21 protein-coding genes and 1 pseudogene are annotated in these 17485 nt (G+C 46.4%); 16 read left to right on the top strand and 6 right to left on the bottom strand.

All coding sequences use genetic code 11. The annotated features are described in order from the left end of the window. Positions 1–178 precede the first annotated feature (178 nt). The 16 genes and pseudogenes from EKM92_RS03435 (at position 179) to EKM92_RS13875 (ending at position 11235) form a co-directional block, all read left to right on the top strand. Entirely contained in the window at positions 179–1309 is a 1131-nt protein-coding gene (locus tag EKM92_RS03435; RefSeq protein ID WP_125707894.1) for an ATP phosphoribosyltransferase regulatory subunit, read from the top strand. Continuing rightward, positions 1306–1938, top strand: a complete 633-nt coding sequence (gene hisG / locus EKM92_RS03430; protein ID WP_125707892.1) for an ATP phosphoribosyltransferase — start codon at positions 1306–1308, stop codon at positions 1936–1938. The genes EKM92_RS03435 and hisG overlap by 4 nt, the downstream gene beginning before the upstream one ends. Beyond that, positions 1935–3224, top strand: coding sequence for a histidinol dehydrogenase (hisD, locus tag EKM92_RS03425; protein ID WP_125707890.1), 1290 nt, complete (start codon positions 1935–1937; stop codon positions 3222–3224). Before hisG ends, hisD begins: the two co-directional genes overlap by 4 nt. 10 nt (positions 3225–3234) lie before the next feature. Then, positions 3235–3819: an imidazoleglycerol-phosphate dehydratase HisB gene (gene hisB / locus EKM92_RS03420; protein WP_125707888.1), complete on the top strand. Its 585-nt coding sequence runs from the start codon at positions 3235–3237 to the stop codon at positions 3817–3819. Further along, positions 3819–4445, top strand: a complete 627-nt coding sequence (gene hisH, locus EKM92_RS03415; protein ID WP_125707886.1) for an imidazole glycerol phosphate synthase subunit HisH — start codon at positions 3819–3821, stop codon at positions 4443–4445. Before hisB ends, hisH begins: the two co-directional genes overlap by 1 nt. Then, complete coding sequence (gene hisA, locus EKM92_RS03410) at positions 4423–5142, top strand: 1-(5-phosphoribosyl)-5-[(5-phosphoribosylamino)methylideneamino]imidazole-4-carboxamide isomerase (RefSeq protein ID WP_125707884.1); 720 nt, start codon at positions 4423–4425, stop codon at positions 5140–5142. Before hisH ends, hisA begins: the two co-directional genes overlap by 23 nt. 1 nt (position 5143) lies before the next feature. Next, positions 5144–5896, top strand: coding sequence for an imidazole glycerol phosphate synthase subunit HisF (gene hisF, locus EKM92_RS03405; protein WP_125707882.1), 753 nt, complete (start codon positions 5144–5146; stop codon positions 5894–5896). Further along, positions 5893–6225 carry a phosphoribosyl-AMP cyclohydrolase gene (gene hisI, locus EKM92_RS03400; protein ID WP_125707880.1) on the top strand — a complete coding sequence of 111 codons (333 nt, stop codon included), beginning with the start codon at positions 5893–5895 and terminating at the stop codon, positions 6223–6225. Before hisF ends, hisI begins: the two co-directional genes overlap by 4 nt. Beyond that, positions 6218–6550 carry a phosphoribosyl-ATP diphosphatase gene (gene hisE / locus EKM92_RS03395; protein ID WP_125707878.1) on the top strand — a complete coding sequence of 111 codons (333 nt, stop codon included), beginning with the start codon at positions 6218–6220 and terminating at the stop codon, positions 6548–6550. The genes hisI and hisE overlap by 8 nt, the downstream gene beginning before the upstream one ends. 10 nt (positions 6551–6560) lie before the next feature. Beyond that, positions 6561–7637 carry a histidinol-phosphate transaminase gene (gene hisC / locus EKM92_RS03390; protein WP_125707877.1) on the top strand — a complete coding sequence of 359 codons (1077 nt, stop codon included), beginning with the start codon at positions 6561–6563 and terminating at the stop codon, positions 7635–7637. 40 nt (positions 7638–7677) lie between these two features. Then, positions 7678–8493 (top strand): HAD family hydrolase, encoded by an 816-nt coding sequence (locus tag EKM92_RS03385; protein WP_164509879.1) that lies wholly within the window; start codon positions 7678–7680, stop codon positions 8491–8493. A 116-nt stretch (positions 8494–8609) separates the two neighbouring features. After that, positions 8610–9149, top strand: a complete 540-nt coding sequence (locus EKM92_RS03380; protein WP_125707873.1) for a hypothetical protein — start codon at positions 8610–8612, stop codon at positions 9147–9149. A gap of 173 nt (positions 9150–9322) precedes the next feature. Then, positions 9323–9661, top strand: coding sequence for a hypothetical protein (locus EKM92_RS03375; RefSeq protein ID WP_125707871.1), 339 nt, complete (start codon positions 9323–9325; stop codon positions 9659–9661). Positions 9662–9786: 125 nt separating this feature from the next. After that, a complete protein-coding gene (locus tag EKM92_RS03370; protein ID WP_125707869.1) occupies positions 9787–10221 on the top strand; it encodes an NUDIX hydrolase in 435 nt (144 codons plus the stop codon). Positions 10222–10327: 106 nt separating this feature from the next. Next, positions 10328–10624 (top strand): ArsR/SmtB family transcription factor, encoded by a 297-nt coding sequence (locus EKM92_RS03365; RefSeq protein WP_125707867.1) that lies wholly within the window; start codon positions 10328–10330, stop codon positions 10622–10624. 97 nt (positions 10625–10721) lie between these two features. Further along, a pseudogene (locus EKM92_RS13875) lies at positions 10722–11235 on the top strand (NUDIX domain-containing protein). Positions 11236–11311: 76 nt separating this feature from the next. Here EKM92_RS13875 and EKM92_RS03355 read toward each other — a convergent pair. The 6 genes from EKM92_RS03355 to pflA all read right to left on the bottom strand — a co-directional run bounded on the left by EKM92_RS03355 (position 11312) and on the right by pflA (position 17371). Further along, positions 11312–11821 (bottom strand): AAA family ATPase, encoded by a 510-nt coding sequence (locus EKM92_RS03355; protein WP_225420706.1) that lies wholly within the window; start codon positions 11819–11821, stop codon positions 11312–11314. Positions 11822–12872: 1051 nt separating this feature from the next. Next, a complete protein-coding gene (locus EKM92_RS03350) occupies positions 12873–13172 on the bottom strand; it encodes a hypothetical protein (protein WP_125707863.1) in 300 nt (99 codons plus the stop codon). Between the two features lie 227 nt (positions 13173–13399). Continuing rightward, the gene (locus tag EKM92_RS03345; RefSeq protein WP_125707861.1) at positions 13400–14485 is read right to left on the bottom strand and encodes a M42 family metallopeptidase; all 1086 of its coding nucleotides are present in this window, start codon (positions 14483–14485) and stop codon (positions 13400–13402) included. A 55-nt stretch (positions 14486–14540) separates the two neighbouring features. After that, positions 14541–15467 (bottom strand): manganese-dependent inorganic pyrophosphatase, encoded by a 927-nt coding sequence (locus EKM92_RS03340; RefSeq protein ID WP_125707859.1) that lies wholly within the window; start codon positions 15465–15467, stop codon positions 14541–14543. Between the two features lie 35 nt (positions 15468–15502). After that, positions 15503–16471: a LysR family transcriptional regulator gene (locus tag EKM92_RS03335; RefSeq protein ID WP_125707857.1), complete on the bottom strand. Its 969-nt coding sequence runs from the start codon at positions 16469–16471 to the stop codon at positions 15503–15505. 105 nt (positions 16472–16576) lie between these two features. After that, positions 16577–17371 (bottom strand): pyruvate formate-lyase-activating protein, encoded by a 795-nt coding sequence (gene pflA, locus EKM92_RS03330; RefSeq protein ID WP_420812556.1) that lies wholly within the window; start codon positions 17369–17371, stop codon positions 16577–16579. Between the last annotated feature and the right edge of the window lie 114 nt (positions 17372–17485).

Below are 17485 nucleotides of genomic sequence, written 5' to 3'. Positions count from 1 at the left end.
TTATCATAGCTACCCTCAACAATCGCCATGTGGCCGCTGTTGATCGGCAGTGTGAGGTCGTCATTGTGAAGTGGCGACAAACAGAGGTGGAACCGCGGTGAATGAATCGTCCTCGATAAGTCTAATGACTTGTCGTGGGCGATTTTTTGTATCCTCATGACCAAAAGGAGTGAAACACATGTCCAAACGCAACTTACCCATCGGTACCCGCGATGAATTCGGACCGTTAGCATTAAAAAAAGTGCAACTGACCAACACCTTACAACAACGTTTTATTAAAGCCGGCTTTGCCCCGATCAAAACCCCAGTGTTGGAATATCGCGCTGTGTTTGATGCCATGGCACCAACTTTAGAAAATGCCTATCAATTCCTAGAAGAATCTGGTGAACCTTTAGTTTTGCGACCTGATCTGACGTTGCCAGTCGCGCGGGTGATGAGTACCACTGGGATCACGCCACCGACTAAGTGGTGTTACGTCGGCGATGTGTTTCGCATCAAAAAGCGGCACTCAGGCGGCTACAACCAAATCACCCAAGCTGGCGTAGAAATTATCGGTTATCCTGGTCAAAAAGCTGAAGCAGAATGTTTGTTGCTGGCAGCAGGCTTATGCAAAGACTTAGGGATTCAAAACGTCACCTTAGAATTATCAGACGCCAGCTTCGTCGACACTGTCCTTGAACAACTCCCAGAAGTTGCCCGTGACACTCTAAAGCAAGCCTTGTTTGCCAAAAACCTCACCCAATATGCTGAACAACTCAAACGTCTCCCAGCATCCCCGCTAAATGATTTCTTAGCCCAATGGCCTTGGTTGTTCGGGGACGCTTCAGAGGTCTTAGCCAAGATCCCAGCGCTGCCAGCCTTGCAACAAGCGGTCGCTAACTTGAAAGCGACGGTGGCATTTCTGCAAACAAACGCCCCACAATTGCAGCTGACCGTCGACTTATCTAGCCCGACACCACAACCTTATTACACCGGCTTAGTTTTTCGCGCTTATGCCAAACAGTCTGCAGATTACTTGTTCTCCGGTGGTCGCTATGATCGCTTATTATCCAGTTTTCAACAAACCTTGCAGCCAGCAGTTGGTTTCTCATTTGATGTTGACGCGTTAAGCCTTGCTTTACCAGACACCCCCAAACCACAACCGACCTTGATCTTTTTCAACGAAAGTCAGTGGGCACAGGCCCAATCCTTGGTGCAACAAACGCCTAATGCAACGCTTTGTTTATATGACAACTTGCGCCAAGCCCGCACCCAAGCAGAAAGTCTCGGTGCCAAATTAATTGATTTAACTCAGGAGGTGACACAATGACGATCAACATTGCCTTAACCAAAGGCCGCACCGAAAAAATGGTGTTACCACTACTCAAACGCGCAGGTATGAACATTGACCCGATCCTCAACAAAGGACGGCGGTTGATTTTCAATGATGATCCCAACTATCATGTGATCTTAGCTAAAGGCCCAGACGTTTTAACTTATCTCAACGGCGGAGCGATGGATGTGGGAATCGTCGGGTCAGACATTCTCGTCGAACAACGCAATCCACAATACGACATGCTCGATCTCAATACTGGTCGTTGTCACTTCGTCTTAGCGTCAACCAAAGATTTTGACCCAGGGCTGGCGCGACGCAAGATCATCGCCACCAAGTATCCGCAAATCACTCAAGACTACTTCAACACGATCGGCGAAGATGTTGAAATCATCAAAATTGAAGGCTCAGTCGAATTAGCACCATTAGTCGGATTAGCCGACGCGATCGTCGATATCGTTGAAACTGGCGATACCTTGCGAGAAAATCACCTGCAAGTTTACGCGGAGTTAATGCCAGTATCCACGCACCTAGTCGTCAACAAACTCGCCTTAAAGCAAAAACAAGGTGAGATCAAACAACTGCTTTTACAATTACAACAAGCCATTCAGGAGGCTGCCTTATGAAAATTTTAACTGGATCATTTGAAGAATTAGAAAACCAAGTTACCAAACGTGAACAACAAGCGGCTAGCCGCCCAGAAGTGGAATCGGCAGTTCAAGACATTATTGCCAATGTTCGCACTCGAGGCGATGAAGCGTTAAAAGAATATTCCGCCAAATTCGATAAAACCCAAGTCGATGAATTCCGAGTTTCTGATGAAACCATTGAAGCCGGCTACAACGCTTGTTCTGAAGAACTACTCGACGCCTTGCGCTTGGCTAAGAAAAACATCACCAGCTACCATGAGCAAGAAGTCTCCCGCGGCTTTATCGATGCCAAACAACTAGGTGTCATCCGCGGCCAAAAGCTCACCCCATTAGCCGCAGTTGGTTTATACGTCCCAGGTGGCACAGCTGCCTATCCTTCCACGATCATGATGGCGGCCATTCCAGCAAAAATTGCCGGGGTTAAAAACATCGTCATGGTGACACCACCACAACCAGAAGGCATCAACCCGGCAGTACTGGCTGCGGCAAAACTCGCAGGCGTCGATGCCGTTTACCAAATCGGCGGTGCGCAAGCCATCGCAGCATTAGCTTTTGGCACTGAAAGCATCCCGCGGGTGGATAAGATCATGGGCCCTGGGAACATCTTCGTCGCCACTGCGAAAAAGCAAGTCTTCGGCCAAGTTGCCATTGACATGATCGCCGGACCTTCTGAAATCGGTGTGATCGCTGACGAAAAGGCCAACGCTCGGCAACTAGCTGCTGACTTATTATCTCAAGCGGAACATGACAAGCTCGCTCGGCCAATGCTCGTCACCCCAAGCCTTGAAGTTGCTAAAGCGGTCAGCGCAGAAATCGAACGTCAACTCAAAACCTTACCACGGGAAGAAATCGCTCGCGCTTCGGTTGAAAACGAAGGCTTCATTGCCATCACCAAAGATTTAGATCAAGCCTTTGATTTAATGAACTTGATCGCTCCTGAACACTTGGAAGTCCAAGTCGACGAACCGATCACTTACCTCAACCGCATTCAAAACGCCGGCTCAGTGTTCTTAGGCCGGACCGCCTCAGAACCTTTAGGCGATTACGTGGCGGGTCCTAACCACATTTTACCGACTGCTGGGACAGCACGGTTCTTCTCACCACTAGGCGTTGAAGATTTCGTCAAACGTATCCAATTCGTGCAATACACCCAACCAGCCTTAGCAAAAGAAGCCAGTGCCATCACCATATTGGCTCGCACTGAAGGCCTCGAAGCCCACGCTCGCGCCATTGAATCTCGTTTTGAAGACGACGCAAAATAGGAGGCAGCTTATGCGCACAGCAGAAATCACTCGCAATACCAAAGAAACGAAAATTTACGTCAGCTTAAACTTAGATGATTATTCAACCATCGATATCGACACTGGGATCGGCTTTTTCGATCATATGTTGAATGCTTTTGCCAAACACGGTCGCTTTGGGTTAGTGGTCAAAGCAGATGGCGACTTAGACGTCGATCCACACCACACCACTGAAGATGTCGGTATCGTCATCGGTGAATGTTTCAAACAAGCATTAGGCGACAAAGCTGGTATTGAACGCTTCGGGACTGCCTTTGTCCCACTCGATGAAACCCTGAGTCGCGTGGTCGTCGACTTATCTGGTCGTGCGTACTTGGTGTTTGAAGCAGAATTCGATAACCCGAAGCTCGGCGGCTATGACACCGAAGTCACCCAAGACTTTTTCCAAGCGATCGCTTTTGCCGGAGAATTCAACTTACACGCGACAGTTTTATATGGAAGAAACACGCACCACAAAATTGAGACCTTGTTCAAGGCTCTCGGTCGTGCCTTGCGTGCTGCGGTGAACTTAAACCCTGAAGTTAAAGGCATTCCATCGACGAAAGGTGTGATTTAATGCTTGCAGTGATCGATTATGACACCGGCAACGTCCGCAATGTCAAAAAAGCCCTTGACCATCTCGGTATCGACAACTGCTTAACCGCTGATCCTGAAGTGATCAAACAAGCAGACGGCCTGATCTTACCAGGTGTTGGGGCTTTTGCCAAAGCCATGCAAGCGTTAGCTGAGCGCAACTTGGTAGACGTGTTACAAACACAAGCGCGTGCCGGTCAACCGATGTTAGGGATTTGTTTGGGGATGCAGTTATTGTTTGACCGCTCTGAAGAATTCGGGAACACGCAAGGTTTAGGCTTATTGCCAGGTGCAGTTGTTGCCATTCCTGAAAAGCCTGGTTTAAAAGTGCCACACATGGGCTGGGACACCAACAATGGTCGGACCAATAACCGATTCGGACGGGTGTTTAATGGTGAAGCGACTTATTTCGTACATTCTTATTATGTCCAAACCGCTGCGAAAAATATTGCGGCGACTTGCGATTATGGCGTGCAGATCCCAAGCATCGTTCAACAAAACAATGTGGTGGGGATGCAGTTCCACCCAGAAAAAAGCGGTGCGGTTGGCTTAGCCGGCTTAAACGCGTTTAAGGAGATGGTAGAAGATGCAGATTTTTCCCGCAATTGATTTGATCAACGGTCAATCTGTCCGTTTGTACCAAGGCGACTACGACCAAAAAACCACGATTGCAGCCGATCCTATCACCCAAGCGCAAAGCTTTGAAGCAGCCGGGTTGACCCATTTGCATTTAGTTGACTTAGACGGTGCCAAAGCTGGTGAACCAAAGAACTTAGTCACCATCAAAAAAATTCGTGAAGCCACTGATTTATTTATCGAAGTTGGCGGCGGCATTCGCACACTACAAACGATCACTGACTATTTAGCTTTAGGGATCGATCGCGTGATTTTAGGTTCAGTGGCGTTAAAAGATCCTGAACTCACCAAAGCGGCGCTGCAACAATTCGGGGCTAACAAAATCGTGATCGGCATTGATGCCTTACATGATCGTGTCGCCACAGAAGGTTGGCTAGAAGATTCAGATGTGTCTTGTGCTGAACTGGTCGATGCGATGCAAGATGCTGGCGCACAAACTTTTATCGTCACCGACATTGCCAAAGATGGCACCTTAAGTGGGCCAAATGTTCAAATGCTGGCAGATTTACATCAACAATTTCCACCGTTGACCTTTGTCGCATCTGGCGGGATGCATGAGCCTGAGGATTTAACGGCGCTTAAAGATGCTGGCATCACGGTTGCAATCGTGGGCAAAGCTTTAGCCGCCGGCAGCATCACCTTAGCGGATTTGAAAGCCATGGAGGGATAAGATGATCACCAAACGCATTATTCCATGTTTAGACGTGGATCAAGGCCGCGTCAAAAAAGGCGTCAACTTTGTCGACTTGACTGATGTTGGCGACCCTACAGAAATTGCGGCGGCATACGAACAACAAGGCGCAGATGAATTAGTGTTTTTAGATATCACCGCCACGGTTGATCATCGCAAAACCATGGTCGACACCATTGAATCTGTTGCCAGCCAAGTGTTCATGCCGCTGACTGTCGGTGGTGGGATTCATTCCGTTGACGATATGCAAGCTTTATTGAAGGCTGGTGCCGATAAAGTGTCATTAAATTCTGCGGCAGTGCGGCAACCAGAGCTCATCACCCAAGGCGCTGAAAAATTCGGTCGCCAATGTATCGTCGTCGCCATCGATGTCCGCAAAAAAGACGACTCGTTTCAAGTCGTGATCGACGGTGGTCGCACGCCAGTTGATCTGGACGCCGTTGAATGGGCCAAACAAGTCGTTGACCTTGGTGCCGGCGAACTACTCGTCACCTCAATGGATCAAGATGGGACCAAAGCTGGTTTTGATCTGCAACTGTATCAAGCGTTAACAGCTGCGGTGAATGTGCCGATCATTGCCTCTGGTGGTGCCGGTTCAATTCAAGATTTCACTGATTTATTCACGCAAACAACTGTCGATGCCGGGCTTGCCGCTTCTGTGTTTCATTTTGGTGAGTTGACGATCCCAGAAGTTAAAGCAGAACTGAAAGAAAACGGGGTGTTAGTCCGTTGATCGCTTTAGATTTTAAAAAAGGTGATGGCTTAGTGACAGCTGTCGTCCAAGATGCCAACACCAAGCAAGTGTTGATGGTGGCCTATCTCAACGAAGAAGCTTGGCAAAAAACTAACGAAACTGGTGAAACCTGGTTTTGGTCACGGTCTCGACAAGAGCTGTGGCACAAAGGGGAAACCTCTGGCAACACGCAACAAGTACAAAGCATTGCTGTCGATTGTGATGAAGATTGTTTGTTGATCAACGTGATTCCAGCCGGTCCAGCTTGTCACACCGGCCACACCAGTTGTTTTTATCGCGATAAAGAAGGGGTGGAACTTAATGGCTAAACAATCGTTGCATGAACTTGAAGCTGTGATCGCTGATCGCAAAGCCAATCCCATCCCTGGCTCTTATACCGATTACTTGTTCACCAAAGGCCTCGATAAGATCTTAAAGAAAACTGGCGAAGAAGCAACAGAAGTGATCGTCGCTGCCAAAAACGATTCCGATTCTGACTTAATTTTAGAAATTGCCGACCTCGCGTATAACGTTTTAGTCTTAATGGCGCAACGCGGGGTTACAGTTGATCAAATTCAAACAGAGCTCGCCAGTCGCATCGGCCCAAGCGATGCCAAGAAATTAAAAGAACGCCCAGCGATCAAAAAACTTTAGGAGGTTTGCTATGCTCAAGAAAACCATTGCCCAACTTGATCCTTACATTCCAGAAACCCCATTAGCTGACCTCGAAAAAGAAACTGGCGTGGCAAAAATCACCCGCTTGTCTGCCAACGAAAATCCTTTCGGTACGTCACCCGCAGTGAAACAAGCCATTCAAAACTTCGACTTCACCACCACACGCCTATATCCAGACGGGGATGCCAATGCGCTGCGTCAGGCTGTTGCAGAGAAACTCAACGTCGATCCTGAACAGCTACTATTTGGTTGCGGCTTAGACGAAGTGATTGAACTTACCGCGCGGACCTTCTTGGAAGTTGGTGATGAAGTCGTCGAACCTTGGCCAACATTTGGCGAATACAAACTCCACTGCCAAATCGAAGGGGCTAATATTGTCGATGTGCCGGTACTAGAAGACGGGACCTTCGATTTGCAAGGCTTAGTGGCTGCCATCACCCCAAAAACGAAGCTAATGTGGTTGTGTAATCCGAACAACCCAACTGGCACTTACACGCCACTCGCTGATTTACGAGCGTTGCTCAAGCAAGTACCGCAGCATGTGTTAGTGATGATCGATGAAGCCTATATGGAATTCGTCACCCAAGAAAATGGTTCCGCCATTCAATTGTTAAATGAGTTCGACAATATTGTGGTGATGCGCACTTTTTCAAAGATTTATGGTTTAGCAGCGATGCGCGTGGGCTATGCGATCATCCCCAAAGCGTTGATCTCAGCGATGCAAGCCGTCCGCTTACCATATAACTTGAATAGTGTCTCTCAAGTTGCTGCTTTAGCCGCGCTGAATGACACGCAGTTTGTGACCACCATGCAAGCGAAAGTCGCCAGTGCTCGGGAAAAATTCGAAGCGTTCTTCGATGACGCTGGCATCACCTATGATCAAAGCCAAGCCAACTTCATTTTCTTTCAAGCGCCACGAGCCAATGACTTACATCAATACTTGTTGCAGCATGGCTTCTTATTGCGCAATGGCTTAAAACCAGGGTGGCTGCGGTTAACGTTTGGTAGTGCGGAAGAAAATGCCAAGATCCAAGCCTTGATGAACCGCTTTTACGCAACTAAATAATGTGATATGATGGCGATTGACTGATGTAAAGGAGCACATGATGCTAGACGTACAATTAATCGCCACTGATATGGATCACACCTTACTCACCGAAGCTGGAGAGTTACCACCACATTTTGATCAAAAACTCGATGCTTTAGCTGCTGCTGGAATTCAATTTGCCATTGCCTCAGGGCGACCGCTATATACACTGAAAGCCATTTTCCCAAAGCACGCCGATCAACTGGTTTTGATCTCAGATAACGGCGGGGTGATCGCAGACCGGGGCAAAATCGTTGCCAAAAACTTGTTACCACAATCAGCAATCCAACAAATGGTCCAAACCGCGTTAGCCCACACGGATGTTCGCCCAATGATCTGTGGCATCAACGGTGCGATTGCACCAACAGTGGATCGTCAATATGATACGGTGTACCGTGAATTCTACCACAACTTGGATTACCTCGATGATTTAACCCAATGGCAAGGCGAAGCCGATAAAGTGACGTTGTATCTGCCAAATGGGGATGCCGAACGCGTGTTTGCAGAAATCATTCAACCGCAATTTGGGGACCAATTCTCTGCAGCGGTATCCGGTCCAGTGTGGATCGACATTATGCCGCAAAACGTCAACAAAGGTACCGCCATGGCACAAATCGGCAAATTACGCGGCATTGCGCCTGAGCACATGATGGCCTTCGGGGATACTTTCAACGACGCGCAAATGCTGAGTTTTGTGAAATACGGCTATTTAATGGCCAATGCCAACCCTGGTATGGCCTCATATGCTCACTTGCACACTGGCTCTAATGATGAATATGGCGTCGTACAAGTGCTTGATCAGGTGCTTGCTGGCAAGTTTGACACTCGCGATTAACGTCGCGAGTTTTTTTGTTCAAGGTTTGCCCATAAAATCGTCACAAACTGCCAAAAGTCTACACCACTTTCCTTGTTATGCTGGTTTTGTTAACAAACATAGAAAGCAGGGAACTCATGTCTATTTCTGAACTTATTCCATATGCCCCAGCCATCCTCGGTGTTTTAGCGTTGATCTTGTATGCCTTTATGCGCCGCGAAGCCGCAAAAGCCTTGCCAATTCCCGAAGGCACGCCCAAAGCCGGCCTTGATCTGCGATTGAAAGCTTACTTGCGCTTAGCTGAGGTGGAACCAAAACTCGCAGTGGCGACACATCGCTACTGGACCGTCACTGCCTTAACAGTGCTTGCTTATGTCGCCACGTTTGGGGCTTGGTTACCAGAAGTGACCAACTGGAGTGGTTTGTTTGCCACATGGTGGTGGTTGTTGATCGCGTTGTGCTTGCATCTGGCAAGCGTTTGGTTGCATCATCAAGTATTGACGCTTGAAGCACACGCCGTCGGTGCATTAGCTGATGATCATCAAGCAGAACTTCACGATTTGCACTTGTTTGGCGATGGTCGCTGGTATGCGCAACTACAAAGCACGCAAAAATATTTGATTGCAGCTCTGGCATTGTTCTTCATTGCAGTGATCTGTTGCATGATCCTCTGGTAAAATCATTAGTCCGCCTAGGCGGGCTTTTTTAGTATCCGGAATTGGAATAGAACTGAGAGCCTGGCATCAAAGGCTTTGCTCGCTCGTTTAAAAAAACTTTCGACCGCAAAGATGAAACGGCCTTCGATTGCGTAATTTATTAATGAGCCGAAAAAATCACAGGAGGGATCCGTATGCAGATTCTATTCACCAATTCACATCACATCAACGCCACTTTTCACACCGTCAAAGCATGGCTAAGCGATCCTGCGCGCTTCAAGCAATTGTCACCGATCACACATGAATTCCATTGGGAGGTATTTGCCGGTAGCAAATTTGTCGGTTATCGCAGCCACGATCACCACGTTCAATTGATCTTCACGCTGAATGAAACGCCGCTTGGGACGCGCGTTGATCAAGTCTTGCTCGTCACCAAATCACCAGTGCTACCACCATTAGTGTTGACGCCATTAGTGCATGCCGCATTTGCGCCTAATCTAAATCGACTCGAGCAACTATTAGCATCCCAATAACCACCATTGAAACGGTACCGGCTCAGTACCGTTTTTTTATGGGATTAAGTTAAAGACGGGTGATTCAGTCAGCGCATTTACTTGTTAGCCGCGGTATACTATGACTAAATCAATGATGGCATGCCATGGATCGCTTTTATCCGACTGAATGGACTTGTTTTTGCATTGTTGAAAGCCAAGGTCAATTACTCATGCAAGCAAAAACAGATAGTGAATTTGAACCGAGTTTGACGTTTCCTGGAGGCCACGTCGAACCGAATGAATCCGTCACCCAAGCAGCATCTCGAGAATTATTCGAAGAATGTGGCTTGCGCATCGATGATTGGCAACAACTCGGATTCGTCAACTTTCAACGCAATGACGGGAAGCGCGAACTGATTTTTATTTGTACCAACGCGTTACCTGAAGCCTTATCGACACATGTTGCCATGGGGAACAACGAAGGAGAAACACAGTGGCAACCGATTAACGGCATCGACTCTGAACTGATGAACCCAGTGGTGCGGTCTGTATTTGAGGCTTACACAAATCAAAACCCTCGGGAACTGTATTTCCCGTGACCGGATCGCTACGGAAAAATGTTATTTAATAGAATCTAAGCAAATTACTTTTCACCGAGTTAAATCCTGACACACAAAGGATTAAAGGATATGGTATGATAGTTCTATGAATATCAAACAATCAATCAGTAATGATGAATGGCGCGTCAAGATCTTCAAAGCACTGGCTGACGAAAGTCGGTTGGCCATCGTGCGCGCTTTGCATGAACATCACAATAAAATGGCATACGCAATCTTGGTTGACCAACTCAACTGTGGCAAATCAACTGCTTCGTATCACCTGAAAATTATGCAAGAGGCCGGTTTGGTGACCACATCTCGGCAAGGCCAGTCTAAACTTGTTGAGCTCAATCAAATTGTCTTTGATGGGGTGCTGCCAGGTTTTTTAAAGACGCTATCATAGGCTGTTCGATGATTCTAAAGTTGTCGAATTATCGAATTGTTCTGGATTTTGACGCATATTTCGGATTGCAGTACACAATTTTTGCCGTTTGATTAGAATGTTATTTTTAAAGTCGGGAGGCGCTCAATTGAAATTGCATCGTGCGTTTGGCTGCTATGGCATTTTAACTTGGCATCACCAGCTGGTTGTCATTCACAAGCATGGTGGCCCATATACCGGTCACTTCGATTTGCATGGTGGCAGTTTAGATGGACCAGAGGATCTAGCGGCATGCGTGTTGCGAGAAGTTCATGAGGAAACTGGGCTCGCTGCAACCATCCAGCAACAAGCTTGGGACGGTCAGTTTTGATTATCCTTGACGCTACAAACATTGGGATCATAACCAACACCTTGGTGTGTTTTATCGCTTACAAGCGCCAGAAACTGACTTATTAGTGCATCCGGTTCAATTTATCGGGCAAGATTCACTTGGGGCACAGGCAGTTGCACTAACTGATTTCTCAGAACAAAACGCCTCACCTTTAGTCTTATGGGCACGAGATTATTTACAAACAGGCGTCCTTGATTCAACCGCCAAACATTACCCTCACTGGCAGACGTATCCTGATTAGTGTCCTGAGTTCATCAAATTTCATTTTCACAGGTTACGCGAGGAACAAAACAGCCACTTTGGGCTGATGTTCATTCCTATCTCAGTTGATTCACAATCGCATCCGCATTCATTGAATAATCTTTCCCGGTCACATCGATTTTAATAGAATCAACAGCATCGTACATTGAAAGGCGAGCGATGGCGCCTGGCAAAGCGGCCTGATCACGCGTCCCAGCGTCAATATCTTGGCTAAAGCGGGTGGTCAGCTCCGCTTCACTTGCGACAAGAGAAAAAGAATAGACGTCAAAGTCGCCGTTTAAGCCGTTTAGCAAATCATCGATAATGCTTTGTTGATGCATCACCCAAACAAAAACAATGTTCTCTAAGGTGGTGTTGGCGATGAATGCGTTTAACAAGAATTGAATATTGCGCATCACCATCGCTTTATTCTCATCATTAAACACCCAAGGATGCATACACCAACACCAGTCACCATCAAGAAAAACGGCGTGATCTAAGCGTTTTTCAACTAAGTATTGGCCTAAGGTCGTTTTCCCGATGCCCATCGTGCCACCGATCAAGATCAACTTCTTTTTCTGCATCATGCCGGTCTCCTTCAAGATTTAGTCTATTGTAAGCCTTTTCGGCATTCAGATGCAAAAATACTAACGCTCATAGGAACTGACGATGATACGGCAGTTTGGCAAAAGGGGGCAGCGGTGACTTTATTACAAAAAAATTGACTGATTTTCACTTCACTGATATGATATCAAGACACATCAAAGAGACTTTGCCGATCATTCGTTACGCATCTACCGCAGGCAAACGTTCGCACCACCTGCAATCGCATCGGATCATCGCAACATGCTGATCACGATTCTGACTTCCGGCTGTTTTGATGGCTATTTATGAATCAGTTAGCATTGAGAAGCGGATATCGGAAGCAAACTACGAGACTCTGACTTCTAGGTTGACGTTAGACATCTGCACGAATCTGTCACTTAAACTGTTAGCAATCGTTGCAAGTCACTGAACTGCCAGCAATGATCGTGCAACCATGGTTCAATTCATTCATCATTGCCGCTGGTGATCATCATCTTGATGAATGAAACCAGCTAAGTGCGATGTTGCAGCAGATTTATTGTTGAAAAGCAAAACGATGATGACGTTCGTCCTGAATCTAAATTGATTGACAAGGTTTTTGTGAGTCACAAGTCTTGTCGAAGATCTGTTGATCGTGGTAAATCACTCAAGGACGATAACCGGAATCAGTTCAAATATCACTTAAACTTTTAACGGCAAATTAGGTGAGAGTAGCTGTCAAAACCACCTTGATATTTTTCGCCTTTTCTAGTTTACATAATATATATTATACGAAGTAACGCAACCGGAGTTAATCCAAGCATAAATCACTTGGATCATCCGATTTAAACGAAAACTTGCAATTCGCTTACCGCTGCACTTTTGCAATACGAGTTCTGGCCTCAGCCTCGCTACCAGTTTCATCTTGTGCGTCACAGCGCGCTGTGAGCCACGCAACTTAGTTTTGATCACCGACGATATGCCAAACAACTTTCTCGTTCACGTGAGCTACATTTGATCGAATCAAAAAATGGCCTTTAAGCACTGATTCATGCTTAAGGCCATTTTCGTTGATTATCCTTCAAAATTTGCTGAAGAATCCTTGCTATCGTGTGGATGTCGTTTTTTGTGGGCCCGGAGTAAAATGCTGATGGCCAACAATGCATCACACAATATCGCAATCGCCAAGTAGATCCACGACTTTTGCATAACCGCTAATAACGTCACCAGCTGATACAAAAATACTTGGCTTGCGATCAATAAATCTGATGAGATTACACGATGGCGCTTGATAATGGCCATCACTGATAAAGCAATGCCTGTAATCCCACAAATAAACACGGCGCTCACAATTGCTGTTTCGAAGTTTGTCATATCATGTTTTCTCCCAAATTGTGCTCACCGCAACTGATACCAGTCATTGATCATTCATATCATAGCGCAACATGGTAGCGATTACAATCGCTTCTGCTACCGCGTTCTGTGAGGTATGTCAACCTGCCAAAATGGACAATCACACGTCAAATCATACTCTTGTGCATCTCTCGATACAAAAAAGCGTCCGCAAACGCTTTACCAGTGTTTACAGACGTTTTGAGCAATTAATCGACCGAATTAAAGCTTGCAATCGTTTCAGCATCTAGCCGCCGCAACAACTCATTCACCAAACTTGTCGCGGCTTGGAAATCACTTAGTGCCGTGTAATTGTAAGCTGTGTGTTCATAACGCACTGGAATGCCGACAACAATAGTTGGTACCCCTTGCCAATAACCGATCGCCGCGCCGTCTTGACCGCCACCAGTGCGCACAGCGCGCGTATATGGCAAATGTAATTCATCAGCTAAGTCTGCGGTAAACTGCTGAAATGCCGGATTGGCAATATATGTGGTATCCAAATCGCGTAGCATTGGACCGGCTTTTAACCGGGTTTGACTCAACCAATCAGGTTCAAACGTGTCATCACACGGTACGCCTTCATACACGATCGCCAAGTCTGCTTGAATTTTGCGAGCTGTGACATAAGCACCGCGTAACCCGACCTCTTCTTGTGTCGACAAACCTGCCACCACATCAACATTGAGATCTTCACCATGCAATGTGGTCAAGGTATCTACCATCGCAGCGACACCAACACGATCATCAAACGCTTTACCGAAAAACATGCCATGTGCGTCATCATATGTGCATGAAACGTCAGGAACAATCGGACAGCCGGTATCAATGGCATAATCGTTGATCGTTTCGTCGCGACTGGTGCTGCCAACATCAACACTCATTTCAGCGATCGTCGGCACGGCGTTGCGTTCTGCTGCGGTCATAAAATGTGGCGGCTTGGTGGCAACAACACCTGGAATATATTCACCACGACGATTACGCACCAACACGCGCATCGCTGGCACATTAGTGGGAACAAAGCCGCCGAGCGTCACAAACTTCAACAAGCCGCTAGGACGCACCGCTTGCACTAATAAACCGACCTCATCAGCATGTGCGTCTAATTGAATGACAGGGCGCTCCCCTGTGTTCCCCTTCCGCTTGGTAATAGCATTGAACATGCCATCGATTTCAGTCGTCCCAAAATCTTTCACCGCATCACGATAAGCGCGGATCACCGGTTGTTCAAAGCCGCTGGGACCAAAAGCATTTGAGAATTTGATGATACTGTCGATTTGTTGGGCTTTTTCCATGAATTTCCCCTCCTAGCAAAAAAGCCGCGCGTGAAGCGCGACTTCAGTGATTCAATTAAGCTTCAAAAGCTTTTTGTAATGGTGGGACCACTTGCTTTTTACGAGATACCACACCAGGCAATGCCAAGCGGCCGTTAGCATCGAACTTGCCGCCGAATGCTGCTTCTAGCTTGTCTTTGCCTTCACCGAATGCAAGACCAGTGGAGTTGGAGTTCAAAATATCAGTGGCAACTAACAAGAACAAGTCGTACCCGTTCTTTTCGCTTTCAGCTTTCAAAGTGGCTTCAATGTCTGCTTGGCGAGCGTAGATTTCTTCTAAGTCAACCACGTTTACTTGGCCAATGCGAACCGTTTTGCCTGCCATATCAAAGGACTTGGCGTCGCCTTCAGCAATGTCTAAGTCAGACTTAGCAGCGAGGTTGGTCCCAGCTTTCAACATGTTCAAGCCGTATTCTTGCAAATCAACGCCAGCAATCTTGGCAAGTTCTGGTAAGATCTCGCGTTCCAGATCAGTAGTGGTTGGAGATTTGAGCAATAAGGTGTCGGAAATGGCACCAGACAACATCAAACCAGCAATTTGTGGGGTAATTTCAAAACCATTTTCTTTGTACATCTTGTAGATAATGGAGTTGCAAGAACCCACTGCTTCAGCACGGATGAATAATGGTGCCGCAGTTTCAAAGTTGGCAAAACGATGGTGATCCACAACAGATAAAATCGTAGAATCTTTGCGATCTGCAACAGATTGTTGTGCTTCGTTGTGGTCCACCAACATCACATCAGCACCGTTAGCGGCGTCAATGACACGTGGGGCTGCGGTTTTGAAGGTATCCAAGGCGAATTTAGTTTCGTCATTTGGGGTGCCTAAAGCGACTGCTTCAACATCCGTGTTGCCAGATAAACGCTGAAATTCAGCCCAAGTGATGGCGCTGGTGATCGCGTCAGTATCTGGGTTTTGGTGACCAAAAATCAATGTCGTCATTAGTAATTGCTCCTTTAATTGAAACGATTTTCACATTACTCATTCAGTTTAACACGGTTTTCTTTGACCCGCGATAAATAATCTGAATCTTGGAAATATTTGTCAAACGATTCCAGAAATTGTGCGATCCGTGGAATATCATCTTTGCCTTTACGATAAACAAATGAGAGTTCAAAGTTGATCCCAGGCTCAAAGCTTGCGGCATACGCATGGATCTGATCTTGATGGGCTTGATAGAAACTATTCGGTAACGCGGTATTCACCCCTGTGCGATTGATAAATTGCATCAATTGATAAGGCGTGGTGAATTGTGCAACAGATTGCGGATCGTTGACCAGTTTATTCTTGAATTTCTCATGAATGAATTGATTCAAGAAATACCCTTCTGGATAAGTTACCCAAGGTTGCGCAATAGTTTCTGCGAGCTTGACTCGCTTGCGATGTGACATTTCTTCATCATGATGCAAAAATACCAAAGATTCATCGATGATCTTCTTGGTCGCATATGGATCCCAATGTTTGATAGTTTCATCTGGTAAGTACATAATGGCCAAGTCGATTTGGTTGTTTTCCAATTTATCCCAGATCTCATGCCGCGTCATCATTCGCAAAGTCACTTGGACATGTTCGTTATGTTGATAATAGTCTGCAATAAATGAGTTGAACGCTGAGTCTTCGATCGAGGCCAATAAACCAATGTTAATTTTCCCGTTAGAGGCGTCAGAGGCTTCTTGAATGCGATCAGTCGCCACGTTTAAGACCTCATAGATCTGTTGCGTGGCTTCCAACATGGTGACGCCAGCTTCGGACAAATGCAGCTTTTTGCCAATGGAATAAAACAACGGTGCACCAACTGTCCGTTCAAGCTTTTTGATTTGTTGGGTCAACGCTGGTTGCGTGATCCCTAACAATTGTGCAGCTTGAGTGTAATTCATCGTGTCTGCAAGTTGTAGAAAATATGTCAGGGTCTTCGACGAGAAAATGCTTTCTTGAGGGGTTTTCATGGCGATATTCTCCTTAAAGTTAGTAGATGCTTTCTTAATGATAAGATAAAACAAAAAAAGAAGCAACTATAAAAGTTACTTCTAGCTTATTGTTGTGTTAAGTTGTTACTTTCCAGGCTTCCAAGTCTTGTAACCGGTGTAATCTGCTGTATGCAAGAGTTTCTCGGCGTTTTTGATCCGATCTGGGGTTGGTGGTTCGATGCCTTCAAGCGGATAAGCAATGCCCAACTCGTGATACTTCTTAACGCCTAACGTATGATAAGGAAGCACTTCCACTTTCTGGACATTATTTAACGTCTTGATGTAATCGCCTAACTCAGTTAAATAGTTATCATAATCAGTACGTTCTGGAACGAGAACATGGCGGATCCACATATCGCAGTTGTGACTAGACATATATTGGATCATATCCAAGATGTTCTCGTTGCCAAACCCAGTCAACTTCTTGTGTTCTGCGGAGTTGATGTGTTTGATATCAACCAAAGAAATATCAGTGACTGCCATCAGTTGTTCGAATTTACCAAACCATGGTTGATCGCGAGTAAATGGATTACCTGACGTATCCAAGCAAGTGGAGATCCCACGGGCTTTGGCTTTAGTAAACAAGTCAAGCAAAAAGTCGATTTGGACCAGTGATTCCCCACCAGAGCATGTGATACCACCAGTATCGCCCCAGAATGCCTTATAGCGTTCGGCATCATCTAAGACTTGGTCGGCAGTCATTTCTTCGCCGACGCCGATGTTCCAAGTATCAGGGTTATGACAGTACTGACAACGCATCCGACAACCTTGTAAAAACGCTGTGAAGCGAATGCCAGGGCCATCTACCGCGCCAAAGCTTTCGACTGAGTGCACATAGCCTTTGATCGGGCCGTTTTCAGGTGTATCCACCACATCCATCAAGTTGGTTGGTGTGTTGGTATTCTCAAATAGTTTCATGATTACTCCCCCTAATGCAGTCGTAGCAGGTCGTTCTGCCTAAAAGTCCAAAATTATTTTGGCCCTTTAGGCAAA

This window comes from Lacticaseibacillus porcinae (assembly GCF_003946305.1).
Classification (GTDB): Bacteria; Bacillota; Bacilli; order Lactobacillales; family Lactobacillaceae; genus Lacticaseibacillus; species Lacticaseibacillus porcinae.
This window is presented reverse-complemented; position numbering and strand designations above follow the sequence as displayed.